We start from the raw sequence: 12,030 nt of genomic DNA, 5'->3' as shown, positions 1-12,030 counted from the left end.
AGGCAATTCATCTGTCCCCTCCTCCACCCGTAAGCGCGAGCTGGCCCGCGAAGAGTCTCGGAGCGCCGCGTGAGACTGCGCCGCGGCGTTATCGTTGACGTTCTTCGCGAGCCAGTTCGCGCCTACAAAGGGGTTGCGTTGGTCACCGCAGGTTCTTGTCCAGGAACGCCCGTATCACTGGAATGATCTCCTTGGCATGGGTTTCCAGCGCAAAGTGCCCGGTGTCATAAAAACGAATATCCGCCTTGGGAATATCGCGCTTCCACGCCTCGGCGCCGGCCGGCACGAAAAATGGGTCGTTCTTTCCCCAGACCGCGAGCAGCGGTGGCTGGTACTGGCGGAAGTACGCCTGGAAGGCCGGGTACATCGCTACGTTGGAGGCGTAGTCCAGCAACAGGTCGAGCTGGATGTCGGCATTGCCCGGCCGGGATACTTGCAGCCCTTCCAGCGTGTAGCCATCGGGTGAAACCGCGCTTTGGTCGGCCACGCCTTCCAGGTACTGCCACTTGATCGAGGCGGGGGTTGGGAAGTCGCGCAGCGCCTCACGGTTTTGTTGGGTCGGAGCCTGCCAGTAGCGTTGGATAGGAGCCCATCCTTTGCCCAGGCCTTCTTCGTACGCGTTGCCATTTTGGGAAATGATCGCGGTCACCCGCTCCGGATGGGCACTGGCCATGCGCCAGCCCACGGGGGCGCCGTAGTCGTGGACCATCAGCGCGTATTTATCGAGTTTGAGCTGCTCGGTGAACTGGCCGATGGTCTTGGCCAGTTGGCTGAAGGTGTAGGCGTATTCGCCGCGCGCAGGGGCTTGGGTGAAGCCGAAGGCCGGCAGGTCTGGCGCGATGACGTGATAGCGGTCGGCAAGCTCGGGCATGAGTTCGCGGAACATGAAGGATGAACCGGCGAAGCCATGCAGCAGCAACACGGTCGGCGCGCTGGGGTCGCCGGCCTCGCGGTAGAACACTTTGACGTCACCGACCTGCTCATAGCGGTAATGCACTGTGTTGCCGGCATGGACAGCGCTGCTCATCAGCAAGGAGGCAGCGAGCCCGGCAGCGGCCAGGGAGGCGTTGGATGGAGTCATGATGTGGCTTCCTATGTAACCGTTAAAGTTGGTGTTTGAAGGTTATCCCCGGATTTGGTAACCTGTCAAACATAATTTATTGGTTACAGGCTGCCCCATGAATCCGAACAGCACTGCCTCAGGCGCACTTTTTCTGGCTGACAACCTTGCCCTCGATTTCATCAACTCCGAGTACGGGGTGGGTGATCAGCACCATGACTGCTTCGTCGATGATCACAGCGTCATGAGTTGGCTGACGCAAGCGGGGCTGTTGTCCGAGTACGTTGAGCAGCAGGCTCAGAGTGGGCTGCTGGCGCTCGCGCGCACGCTTCGCGCGAGTTCAAGGGCGGTGGTGAATGCCGCAATGACAGGCGTTCCCGTCGATCCTGCGGTGATCAACCAGGTGCTTGAAGCGGGGCAGCCGGTGAACCGGCTGGAATGGGAACAGGAGAAGAAGGCATTTCGAGCGGCCACTTATCCTCGGGACAGCAGTCCGGCCAGCCTGCTTGGGCCGGTGGCCGAGGCGCTGGTGGCCTTGGTCACTCACGATAAGTTTGAATACGTGCGGCAGTGCGAGGCTCACGACTGCGTGCTGCTGTTCCATGACCTGAGCAAATCACACCGCCGCCGCTGGTGCAGCATGGCGACCTGCGGCAACCGGATGAAAGTGGCGGCGTTTCGTTCCAGGAATAAACCTTGATCGTTCTTGCCGCCCGTATCCGGTGAAGGCGGTGCGCGCGCCATGAATGGTCGCGCGCCTTGTCTTATTGATGAGTGTCCGCTTCCTCAGCCGGATAAAACTCACCCTCCTTGCCGATTTCTTTCAGGCGTTCGCGCACAATGGCCTCAATGCTGGCGACGGCGGCTTGATCGTCAGGGTTGACCAACTGCAAGCACAGGCGTCGGATATTCTGATCGTGGGTGCCCTCGCTCATCATTTCGTGGGTGAAGGCCTGTTCGCCACGCCACAGGCACAGCTGGGTATGCGTCCCGCCGAGCCATATTTCGTTGATGGGTCCAAGGTCGGTAGTGGCCAGTTTATCGGCGGTGATTGTCTTATCCATTGCGCTGTACCTTAGCCATGAGTAGATACAGGTAGACTTACAGGCAGAGTGGGTCGTTCCAAATGACACGTCGGATCCAGATCTGCATGATTTGAGCTAGGCTTCAGCGTTACCCTGAAGGCCCCCGTGCTGGCGCCCACTCGGCAGATTTTCTATCGCGCAAACCACCTGCCTCGTCGCCTCCTCGATCGATCCCTCATTGCGGCATAAAACCCAGCCGTGATCGGCAACCGCCCGCTCAAACGCATGGGTGCAGGCGGCATGCTCTTCCAGCGTGTGCAGCACCGTACTGTTCAGCCCACGCCGTCGTGCCGCCGCCCTCGCCCATGAGATTTGCGGGTCGGTGACAACCCCGACATGCAGGTCCGGCACCTGCACCTGACGGTCGAGGTTCAGCTGTAAAATCTGCGCAAACGGAATCAGCCGGCGAAAGGCCGCGTCGGACGGATACCAGCGGTCGATCAGGATGATGCTGTCAGAGGGCTGTTCAGGCAGCACGTGCCTGGAAATCCAGCCACGGCTGTCGGCAAACCGCTCACACACCGCCCACTCCAGCGCCGGGTTTGGATGTCGCACGAGTTGGTTGACCAGTCCCATGGTTTCACCCCGGTGGGGATCGCTGTTTTTTTCGCACAGCCTGACGACCTTATTATGATTGGCCCTCAGGGCTGCCGTCACCGCCTCCAGCAGCGTGGTCTTGCCGGTGCCCTTGGGCCCGTCCAGCGAAACGAACAGCGGGCGACTCATAGCTCCCTTGTTATCCTGTTGCCAAACGCCAAGCATAGCATCGCGACTGGCTTAGCCGACCATCCCTCTCTGGCTTTCCGCCAACCCGGTCTCGAACCCCAACGCCCATGCCGCGATCAGGCGCTGCGGGGTCCGGCAGGTTTTGCGCTTGAGTACGAAGTTGCGGCACTTTTGCGCAAATTGTTGGCGGTCTTGCACCATGTCCAACTGCATCTGTGCCAGCTCCCGTTCGCGACAGCGCTCAACCTGTTCGATCTCCATCGTGGCTTTACGGGTGCGCGCGAGCAGGTATCGCTCATCGGTCAGCGCGCTGCCGGCTTGTTGCGCGAGCCACAGGCTGAAGGCGTGTGGGCAACGGGGGCCGATGTCCTGGATCATTCCATACTGCCGGGCCTGGAGGGCACTGATGGGCAGGCACTCTTCGGTGAGCCTGTGCGCGACTTCACTGCCGACGGCCCGTGGCAGGCTGTAGGTCCAGTATTCGGAACCGTACAGTCCCATGCTTTTGTAATGGGGGTTCAGCACCACGCCTTCGCGTGCCAATACGATATCGGCAGCCAGCGCAAGCATGACGCCGCCTGCGCCCGCACTGCCGGTCAGGCCGCTGATCACCAGTTGCCTGGCGGTCAGAATCGCCTGGCAGACATCGTCGATGGCTTGAATGTTGGCCCAGGCTTCCAGCCCCGGCACCTCGGCAGCCTGAATGACGTTAAGGTGAACCCCATTGGAAAAACTGCCGCGACCGCCCTTGATCAACAACACCTGGGTGTCTCGCCCCTTGGCCCATTCCAACGCAGCCAACAGCCGCTGGCATTGTTCAGTGCTCATGGCACCGTTGTAGAACTCAAACGTCAGTTCGCCGACGTGACCGAACTCCCGGTAGCGAATCGGTTGATAGGCCTGCGGATTGAATGCCTGGCGGGCGATGGCGCTATCGAGCACCGGAATACCAAGCAGGCCGTCGGCCAGAACATGCCGCGCCGGCCGCTTGAAAGTCTCTTCCCCTGGCTGGGCCTTGCGTTTGAGCGAGCCGATCCAGACGCTGTGATCCCCGGCAGCCACCAGCACGGCGTCGTCCTGTACCGCAAGGATTTCCCCCGGCGTCCCCTGGCGTGAATCCAGGTGCGCGTCGTACAGGTAATATTGCCCGCCCTGGAGGCTGGCCAACACACCGGGCTGGCCATCGGCGGCGTCGATGCTGCGTTTGATGAAGGCTGCACAATCGAACCAACTGAAGGTGCGGTCAGCCTGGGTCATGTTCGGCTGCAAACGCCCGACAACGTCGGCTCGCGTGTAGTCGAGCGGCACAGGCACGAAACCCTTGGCGAACTTTTCCACTACGTCGCGGATGCACACCATCGCGGCGTCACTCACCGCACCGTTGTACAACTCGGATTTGCGCACATTGGCGGGCATGTCGAACTCACAGGTCGACCAGACCGGCCCGGCATCCATTTCCTCCACCGCCTGCAGCGCCGTGACGCCCCAGCGGCCGACCTGCCGGGTGATGGCCCAGTCCAGCCCACTGGCGCCACGGTCGCCGACAATGCCCGGATGGATGATCACCACCGGGCGCTGCGGATTGCTCCACAGTTGCCGGGGCACACGGTCCTTGAGAAACGGGCAGATCACCAGGTCCGCGCCTGAGTCTTCAACCTGCCGACACACCGTGGCTTCATCCGTGAACACGACAACACTGGGGTCATGACCCGCCTGGCGCAAATCCAGCCAGGCGCGCTGGGTCAAACCATTGAATGCCGATGATAATAAAAGGATCTTCATTGATCGCATGGCTGACTCGTCCTTGAGATGCGCGACCAGGGACGCGCGTTGAACCGTCCCTAGTCTTGAATGGAGGCCTGATGTTACAGAGCGGGCCGGCAAGGACACCTGATCAGGATCAATGATGAGCCTCGCCGGTCACTATATTTTAGCTGACCTTGATAACAACCTTGCCGAATGGGCCGCGTGCCAAGTGCTCGTAGGCCTCACGCGCCTGTTCAAACGGGTAGACATGGTCGATCACCGGCCGGATGTGATGGGTGTCGAGAAACGCATTCATCCGATCAAATGACGCGCGGCGTCCCCGAACCGGTCCCGCTGCTTCCCACCGACCGCAACTACCGCTCGCCCAAAGTGCGTGCGTTCATGGATTGGCTCGTCGCTGTTTTTGCCGAGCAGGGGCTCAGTTAGCCAGGCCACTGCTCCCGCATTGCCGAACTCAGTCTATCGGACCGATGTTGAGCGTGCGATCGGCGCCCAGCCCCTCTACCTTGGCGAGGACTTCGCCGGGCATGCGCGCGGAAAACGTCAGCACATAGCCCATGCCGCTGCCGTCCTCTTCCACCGACGTGACCCACAACTCGACCTCGTCCGCCGCCAGGCCTATGGCGTTGCCGATGGAGCGGTTGCGTGCTTCTGAATCGGTGTTGCCCACTGGGTAATCGTTCATCTGCAAACCTCCTGGTGGCTGTTAAGACGCTCTTTCACCATAGACGGCCGATGGTGTGCACGGTTCGTTTTTTTGCCGCGCCAGACGCGCATCTACCGTTCATCACCCGCACCGGGTATTTTTTTAAAACTCGTGGGTTTTGGCTGATCAAAACCAGGTGTGGACCGCTCAATCATGACTGATGATCGGAGGACTCATGAACCACGCCACCCCGGATTTGCCATGCGCCTGCCCAGGCTGCATGTGCCAGGTGAGCGACGCCGCCCACCATCAACGCGACGGTAAAGCCTACTGCAGCCAGGCATGCGCCGACCGGCATCCAGGCGGACAGCCGTGCCCGAATGCCGAATGCCATTGCGAGTCGAGTGTGAAGGTGCAGGACCGCGCGGTCAGCGATAGCCAGCTTGATGAGGCTATCGAAGAAACCTTCCCGGCCAGCGCCCCTATATCCCCTTGATAACGCCTCGGTCCAAATGTGGGAGGGGGCTTGCCCCCGATTGCAGTGTGTCAGCTTGCACATCGGTGCCTGACTGACTGCTATCGGGGCATAGGTAACTACACAACTTTCCAGACCGTAGCAGCCAACGGTAACCACGATGCGAAGCGAGTCGCTCTTGATCTTGATCTGCTTTTGATCTCAGGCGCCCCGTTAAACCACGCTGGCCGAACGCAGGCTTGAATCCGTGGGCAACCCGGCAGGACGCCGGGTTAGCCGCACTGGGCCATGGATGGCCCATTGCGGCGGCCCACGGATTCAAGCCTGCGTTCGGGCACACCGAGCCCAAGCGAGGTGCCGAGTGGTGGGGCAAGAGCGTTTTGCTTACTTTTGCGCTTTTCAAAAGTGAGCCGCTGTAAAAGCGGAACCATTAGCAGCCGTTACCGCAGAAACGGATATGTACTCAGTCTGATCCAGCATCCTGGTCGGCCCAGAGGCCGCCATCGGGGGCAAGTCGAATCGTCGCACCGCCCCTCCCACAGGGTATCTCCACTGTCAGTTGGCTGTTGACAGCACGGGGCAAACCTCCACAACCTGCACCTCTGCCCGCCCTGCCCCTGAGGCCGACCTTGGATTATTTCGCCGCCCTGACCGCCTTCGTCGAAGCCGCCGAAGGCAACAACTTTTCCCGCGCAGCCGAACGCCTGGGCATCAAGGCCTCCACCGTTTCACGCTACGTGAAGGACCTCGAGCAGGACCTGGGCATCGCGCTGTTCAACCGCTCCACACGTACCCTGCACCTGACCGAAGGGGGCCAGACATTCCTGATGCACGCCCGCCGAGTGCTCGATGAACTGGAACACGCCAAAGCGGCGACGTCGGCGCTGAACCAGCAGCCGCGCGGGTTATTGAAGCTCAACCTGCCGCCGGCCTTTGCCCGTCACCATATCCTCCCGGCCTTGAACGACTTTCGCCTGCGCTACCCGCAGATCGGCGTCGAGCTGGTGCTGGATAACGCCCAGGTCAACCTGATTCATACCGGCGTCGATCTCGCCATCCGCATTGGCGCGCTGGCCGATTCCACGCTGAAAGCGCGCAAACTCTGCGACGGCCACTACCGCCTGGTGGTCAGTCCGGCATTCGCCATGCAGCACCCGCTGCCCTCGACGCCGACCGATCTTGCCAGTGTGCCTGCGGTACTGGGCACAAGTGCCGTAAGCGATATCACCTTCGTCGCCGACAGCCGCGTAGCGTCGTTGGTGCATGGTGACTGCATCCGGATTAATGACCTGGACGCGCAATTGATCGCCGCGCGCCAGGGATTGGGGTTCGCGCTGTTGCCGGACTGGCTGGTGGCTCGCAGCCTCAAGGCCGGCGAGTTGGTGGTGTGGCTGCCGCAATGGCGCGTCCAGGGCGTCGAACAAGCGTTTGCCGTGTGGTTCGTCTACCCGCCCAAGCGCATCGTGTCGTCCAAGGTCCGCTGTTTTATCGACTTTATCGTCGAGCGCCTGGGCGAGACGCCGGACTGGCACTGACTCAGCTGAAGCGAATATCCAGGGCACGCAGGTAGGTTTGCAGCCCCGCGTCCTGGATCGGAATCAGGAACGCCTCGGTGTCGGACTCGTTGAAGTGCGCATGCCAATACCCTGGCGGCGTCACGAAAGCCAGGCCAGGCGCCCAGTCGACCCGCACCGGGTTGCGAATCTGCCCGTCCGGCTCCAGCTCGGTGCCCACCAGGGAGTAGCAACCCGGCGGGCAGTCAATGATGAAATCCAGGGCTATCGACTGATGGCGGTGGGGCTTTTGCACCGACCCGGCCGGCAGGATTCCATACATGGCCCACAGCACATGGGTCACGGTGCGTGTCTGGGGAAAGTTGCGGTTGCCCAGCAGGATACTGATGCGACTGCGGTCCTGGGCACGCGGATCATCGGCGGCTTCGCGCAGCTTCGCGTTGGCCAGTGCCGCCGGGTACAAGGTGGGCGTGAAGCGATCGGCGCTGGCTGTCACGCCCAGGTAACGCAACAACGGTTCATCGTGCACATAGTACAGACGCGCATCCTGGCTGGCGCTGAACTGCGCCTCCTGCCGGCCGGGCAGCGCGATAAAGCAGCCCTTGGACCATTCAATCGTGGACTCGCCCTGAACCGCATGGCCCGCTCCGGCGATCACGTAGAACACCTGCGAAGTGGCATTGGGGTGCACGCTGAGCGTATCGCCGCGATTAAGCCGCATGAAGTTCGCGCACAGCCCCGGACCGGTCGCCGGGCCTTCACAGCCCAATGCGTCGCTGAGGTCCAGCGGGACCACGCGCGAGGGGCCGCTGTCGTACAGCGCGGCGGGAAAGCTGTGGTAGGGAATGCGCGTGATGAGATTGGCACTGATGGGGTTGGCCGCCTTGCTGTACTCGAAGTACTCGGCGTCCAGTTGGTTGATGGCACTCAGGGCGGGATCGAATTCACGGTTCATCAGGCTTACCTCAGTCTTGGGCTGGTGTGCACAGCACGGTCGAGCACTGCGCCGGTGGATGAACTATAGGCATCGCGCGCCAGTGAATGAATCGCCAACGCCGCACAGCAGTTGTGCAAAACGGGGCAGTCAAACCACATCCAAACCACATCCCATGCCTTCAAACGTCATAAACCCCTGCCCGTCCCGTGGTAATCTCGCGCCACCACGAATAGACATTGATCGTCACTTGACGATGACCAAAGCCAGGAAAGAACATGCCCAAGATTTCTCACTCAGCGCTGCGCCGCAACTTTCGCGAACTGCTTGCCAAGCCAATCTGTGTCGAAACCGCCTCGGTTTTCGACCCCATGTCCGCGCGTATCGCCGCTGACCTGGGCTTTGAGGTCGGTATCCTCGGCGGCTCCGTCGCCTCCCTGCAGGTACTGGCGGCACCCGATTTCGCGTTGATTACCCTGAGTGAGTTCGTCGAGCAGGCCACCCGTATCGGCCGTGTCGCGCAGTTGCCGTTCATTGCCGACGCCGACCATGGCTACGGCAACGCCCTCAACGTGATGCGCACGGTTGAAGAACTGGAACGCGCCGGCGTTGCGGCGCTGACCATCGAAGATACCCTGTTGCCTGCGCAATTCGGGCGTAAATCCACGGATCTGATCTCCGTCGAGGAAGGCATCGGCAAGGTCAAGGCGGCCCTCGAAGCGCGTGTCGACCCTGAACTGTCGATCATTGCCCGCACCAACGCCGGCGTATTGCCCACCGAAGACGTGATCGCCCGCACCCGGGCCTATGAAAAGGCCGGTGCCGACGGGATCTGCATGGTCGGCGTCAAAGACTTCGACCACCTGGAAAAAATCGCCGAAAAGCTCACGGTACCGCTGATGCTGGTGACCTACGGCAACCCGCAGCTGCATGACAGCGAGCGCCTGGCCAGCCTGGGCGTGCGTATTGTGGTGGCCGGGCATGGCGCCTACTTTGCCGCGATCAAGGCCACTTACGACAGCCTGCGTGCGCAACGCCAACTCACCCACAGCACCTCCAACCTCAGTGCCACGGAGTTGACCCACACCTACACATTGCCGGAAAGCTACGTGGCGTGGGCTGAAGAGTTCATGGATGTGAAAGAGTAACCACCGCGCCGGTGCTGGTCCTGGCGATCAGCACCGGGGCGCGCTTTTAATGGATCAGCATCAACCCACCCAGCCCACTGCGGCCTTGGGAATAACCTCCGACTCGTCCAGCTTGGACGCAAACATGCTCACCGCCTGCACCGCATCGCTGGTGCTGGTGCGGATCTGCAAAATCACCGATCCGGCCTGATCGGCCAGGTTCACCCCGCGCTGCGCGCCTTCCTGGGTGGCGTTCATGCTGCTCACGGCATCCCGGGTTTCGGTCAGGATCATGCCGATCATCTCAGCGATTTCCGCAGTGGAGCGGCTGGTACGCCCCGCCAGTTGCCTGACCTCATCGGCCACCACCGCAAAGCCGCGTCCCTGATCACCGGCGCGTGCAGCCTCGATGGCCGCGTTAAGCGCCAACAGGTTGGTCTGGTCGGCAATCCCGCGAATGGTGTTGACGATCGCGGTGATCTGCTCGGAGCGGTCGCCCAACTGCCCTACCAGCCGCGCCGAGGCGCCGATATTATCGGCAATGCGGCGCATCTCGGTGGCAGTGTCCTGGATGACCTGAGTGCCGTGCTCGGCAAAGCGTTCGGTCTCCGATGAAATATGATAAGCCCGCGACGCTCCCCGCGAGTCCTCCTCGAACTTCTCCACGCGCTCGGTGATATCGCTGGCGAACTTGACGATCTTGATCAACTTGCCGTCGCCGTCGTAGACCGGGTTGTAACTGGCCTCCAGCCACACGACCCGGCCGTGTTTGCCGAGTCGTTTGAACTGACCGGTGAAAAACTCACCGTTGTTCAAACGTCGCCAGAAATCGGCGTATTCACTGCTGTTGATCAGGCTAGGCTCGCAAAACAGACGGTGGTGCTTGCCTTTGAGTTCCGCCAGCGAATAGCCCATCACCTGCTGGAAGTTGGTATTGGCGTCCAGTACCTGGCCGCTCAAATCGAACTCGATAACTGCCATCGCCCTGTCCAGTGCAACGAGTTTGCTGCGGGTGGCGGCTTCCTGCTCGACCTTGGCGGTGACATCCAGCGCGTACTTGACCACCTTCAGCACCTGCCCGCGCTCATCCAACAGCGGGTTATAGCTGGCCTCCAGCCAAATGGTCGCGCCGCTGCTATGCATGCGCTTGAAGGTGCCGGAGACAAACTTGCCGGCGCGCAGGTCGCTCCACAACTGAGCGTAGGCCGGGCTGCCGGTGAGGGCTGGAAAGCAAAAATCGCGATGGATCTTGCCGGCCAATTGGTCGCGGCTGTAGCCCAGGGAATTCAGAAAGTTATCGTTGGCACGCAACACCTTGCCGTTGAGGTCGAACTCGACGACGGCCATGGAGCGTTCGAGCGCAGCAATCAGTCCTTTGTACTCATCGACTTCGACCGTCCTGGCCGCCAGTTCTTGTTTGAGTTTCGTGTTGAACATGATGTCGCCCTCAGCGTGCAGAGAATCAGTCTCTAACTCGCTATCGGCGCGGCTTTGAGCGACTTTACCCGGTACGGAATTTTCTTTTTTGACGTCAAAAAAACTGCTGGAGGCTACCGTGACCCGCAGGTCCTCAATGGTTAGACTGCGCGGCAACGTTTACGCCCTACGCGAGAGGTTTTCATGGCAAACCACGATCTAGACTTCACCCCTGATCCGGATGCGGAGTCCATCTCATCCGACGTGATCGGTTTCAACGGCATCCTGGTGTCCACCCAGATCCCGACCCACGCCGACGGCAGCCTGGAACTGGGCGATATCACGGCGCAAAGCGAATGCACCCTGCAAGCCCTGAAAGTCGCCCTGGAAAAAGCCGGCAGCTCCATGGACCGGGTGATGCACCTGACCATCTACCTCACCGACATGGCTGACCGCGCCGCGTTCAACGACGTGTACAAACGCTTTTTCGCCAAGCCCTGGCCGGTACGAGCTGCGGTGGGCGTTGCCGAACTGGCGGTCAAAGGCATGCGGGTTGAAGTCACCGCGATGGCCGCCAAGGCCTGATACCTGGGGATGCTGTAGCAAATGTGAGAGGGGGCTTACCCCGAAGCGCCCAACCCTAACCACGATGCGAAGCGAGTCGCTCTTGATCTGGCTTTTGATCTCGATCTTAGGCGCCCCGTTAAACCACGCTGGCCGAACGCAGGCTTGAATCCGTGGGTAACCCGGCAGGACGCCGGGTTAGCCGCACTGGGCCATGGATGGCCCATTGCGGCGGCCCACGGATTCAAGCCTGCGTTCGGGCACACCGAGCCTAAGCGAGGTGCCGAGTGGTGGGGCAAGAGCGTTTTGCTTACTTTTGCGCTTTTCAAAAGTGAGCCGCTGTAAAAGCGGAACCCATTGCAGCCGTTACCGCAGAAACGGATATGTACTCGGTCCAATCCAACATCCTGGTCGGCCCAGAGGCCGCCATCGGGAGCAAGCCCCCTCCCACATTTGGACCGGGATCGACACAAAATCCTGATCGGCCCTCAGTTCCCCATCAGGTTCCCCATTGGTTACATGCTGCCCTCACAGCCCTGTGGTAGATGCCGCTCAGGCATTTCACAGCTACAATGCGCGCCTCGACCGTGACAAGCCTGACTAAAAAAACTATGTCCTTGCCCAAGCATCACCTGGAATTGCTCAGCCCTGCCCGCGACGTTGCCATCGCGCGCGAGGCTATCTTGCATGGCGCCGACGCCATTTATATCGGCGGG

General features: G+C 60.9%; 11 protein-coding genes and 3 pseudogenes. 5 read left to right on the top strand and 9 right to left on the bottom strand.

The features are described from left to right. Positions 1-142: 142 nt before the first annotated feature. A complete protein-coding gene (locus BFQ00_RS08225) occupies positions 143-1,081 on the bottom strand; it encodes an alpha/beta fold hydrolase (RefSeq protein ID WP_083227323.1) in 939 nt (312 codons plus the stop codon). Between the two features lie 97 nt (positions 1,082-1,178). Between BFQ00_RS08225 and BFQ00_RS08220 the strand changes: the two genes are divergently transcribed. Then, positions 1,179-1,760: a CGNR zinc finger domain-containing protein gene (locus BFQ00_RS08220; protein ID WP_065933151.1), complete on the top strand. Its 582-nt coding sequence runs from the start codon at positions 1,179-1,181 to the stop codon at positions 1,758-1,760. Positions 1,761-1,824: 64 nt separating this feature from the next. Here BFQ00_RS08220 and BFQ00_RS08215 read toward each other — a convergent pair whose 3' ends face one another. From BFQ00_RS08215 to BFQ00_RS08200, 5 genes and pseudogenes are all read right to left on the bottom strand, one after another. Beyond that, positions 1,825-2,124, bottom strand: a complete 300-nt coding sequence (locus tag BFQ00_RS08215) for a hypothetical protein (RefSeq protein WP_065897403.1) — start codon at positions 2,122-2,124, stop codon at positions 1,825-1,827. Positions 2,125-2,220: 96 nt separating this feature from the next. Next, the gene (locus tag BFQ00_RS08210; RefSeq protein WP_065933150.1) at positions 2,221-2,871 is read right to left on the bottom strand and encodes a dTMP kinase; all 651 of its coding nucleotides are present in this window, start codon (positions 2,869-2,871) and stop codon (positions 2,221-2,223) included. A gap of 51 nt (positions 2,872-2,922) precedes the next feature. Next, positions 2,923-4,662, bottom strand: coding sequence for a hydrogenase maturation protein (locus BFQ00_RS08205; RefSeq protein ID WP_065933149.1), 1,740 nt, complete (start codon positions 4,660-4,662; stop codon positions 2,923-2,925). Positions 4,663-4,801: 139 nt separating this feature from the next. Continuing rightward, positions 4,802-4,951, bottom strand: a pseudogene (locus tag BFQ00_RS27845) (zinc-binding dehydrogenase); the annotation flags it as partial. Between the two features lie 141 nt (positions 4,952-5,092). Next, positions 5,093-5,323, bottom strand: coding sequence for a hypothetical protein (locus BFQ00_RS08200; protein ID WP_065933148.1), 231 nt, complete (start codon positions 5,321-5,323; stop codon positions 5,093-5,095). Between the two features lie 196 nt (positions 5,324-5,519). Here BFQ00_RS08200 and BFQ00_RS27840 point away from each other — a divergent pair, with 196 nt between their 5' ends. Then, positions 5,520-5,780 (top strand): metallothionein, encoded by a 261-nt coding sequence (locus tag BFQ00_RS27840; RefSeq protein ID WP_170827541.1) that lies wholly within the window; start codon positions 5,520-5,522, stop codon positions 5,778-5,780. A gap of 608 nt (positions 5,781-6,388) precedes the next feature. Then, a complete protein-coding gene (locus BFQ00_RS08190; RefSeq protein ID WP_065933146.1) occupies positions 6,389-7,294 on the top strand; it encodes a LysR family transcriptional regulator in 906 nt (301 codons plus the stop codon). A 1-nt stretch (position 7,295) separates the two neighbouring features. On the opposite strand, the gene BFQ00_RS08185 is transcribed toward BFQ00_RS08190, so the two are convergent. Continuing rightward, a complete protein-coding gene (locus BFQ00_RS08185; RefSeq protein WP_065933145.1) occupies positions 7,296-8,228 on the bottom strand; it encodes a cupin in 933 nt (310 codons plus the stop codon). Between the two features lie 257 nt (positions 8,229-8,485). Here BFQ00_RS08185 and BFQ00_RS08180 point away from each other — a divergent pair, with 257 nt between their 5' ends. Continuing rightward, entirely contained in the window at positions 8,486-9,355 is an 870-nt protein-coding gene (locus BFQ00_RS08180; RefSeq protein ID WP_065888139.1) for an isocitrate lyase/PEP mutase family protein, read from the top strand. Positions 9,356-9,415: 60 nt separating this feature from the next. Here the strand turns inward: BFQ00_RS08180 and BFQ00_RS30390 are convergent. Beyond that, positions 9,416-9,892, bottom strand: a pseudogene (locus BFQ00_RS30390) (methyl-accepting chemotaxis protein); the annotation flags it as partial. A gap of 111 nt (positions 9,893-10,003) precedes the next feature. Beyond that, a pseudogene (locus tag BFQ00_RS30385) lies at positions 10,004-10,771 on the bottom strand (PAS domain-containing protein); the annotation flags it as partial. A 183-nt stretch (positions 10,772-10,954) separates the two neighbouring features. On the opposite strand from BFQ00_RS30385, the gene BFQ00_RS08170 reads away from it, so the two are divergent. Then, on the top strand, positions 10,955-11,335 hold the full coding sequence (locus BFQ00_RS08170; RefSeq protein ID WP_065933143.1) for a RidA family protein: 381 nt from the start codon (positions 10,955-10,957) through the stop codon (positions 11,333-11,335). Positions 11,336-12,030: the final 695 nt, after the last annotated feature.

The organism is Pseudomonas sp. 28 E 9, from assembly GCF_900004785.1.
Lineage (GTDB): Bacteria > Pseudomonadota > Gammaproteobacteria > Pseudomonadales > Pseudomonadaceae > Aquipseudomonas > Aquipseudomonas orientalis_A.
The sequence above is the reverse complement of the archived record's forward strand: the minus strand, read 5'-3'. Positions and strand labels throughout refer to the sequence as shown.

Coding starts and splice junctions, on each gene's coding strand:
- BFQ00_RS08225 (WP_083227323.1), bottom strand. CDS start 1,081: ATGACTCCATCCAACGCCTCCCTGGCCGCTGCCGGGCTCGCTGCCTCC.
- BFQ00_RS08220 (WP_065933151.1), top strand. CDS start 1,179: ATGAATCCGAACAGCACTGCCTCAGGCGCACTTTTTCTGGCTGACAAC.
- BFQ00_RS08215 (WP_065897403.1), bottom strand. CDS start 2,124: ATGGATAAGACAATCACCGCCGATAAACTGGCCACTACCGACCTTGGA.
- BFQ00_RS08210 (WP_065933150.1), bottom strand. CDS start 2,871: ATGAGTCGCCCGCTGTTCGTTTCGCTGGACGGGCCCAAGGGCACCGGC.
- BFQ00_RS08205 (WP_065933149.1), bottom strand. CDS start 4,662: ATGCGATCAATGAAGATCCTTTTATTATCATCGGCATTCAATGGTTTG.
- BFQ00_RS08200 (WP_065933148.1), bottom strand. CDS start 5,323: ATGAACGATTACCCAGTGGGCAACACCGATTCAGAAGCACGCAACCGC.
- BFQ00_RS27840 (WP_170827541.1), top strand. CDS start 5,520: ATGAACCACGCCACCCCGGATTTGCCATGCGCCTGCCCAGGCTGCATG.
- BFQ00_RS08185 (WP_065933145.1), bottom strand. CDS start 8,228: ATGAACCGTGAATTCGATCCCGCCCTGAGTGCCATCAACCAACTGGAC.
- BFQ00_RS08180 (WP_065888139.1), top strand. CDS start 8,486: ATGCCCAAGATTTCTCACTCAGCGCTGCGCCGCAACTTTCGCGAACTG.
- BFQ00_RS08170 (WP_065933143.1), top strand. CDS start 10,955: ATGGCAAACCACGATCTAGACTTCACCCCTGATCCGGATGCGGAGTCC.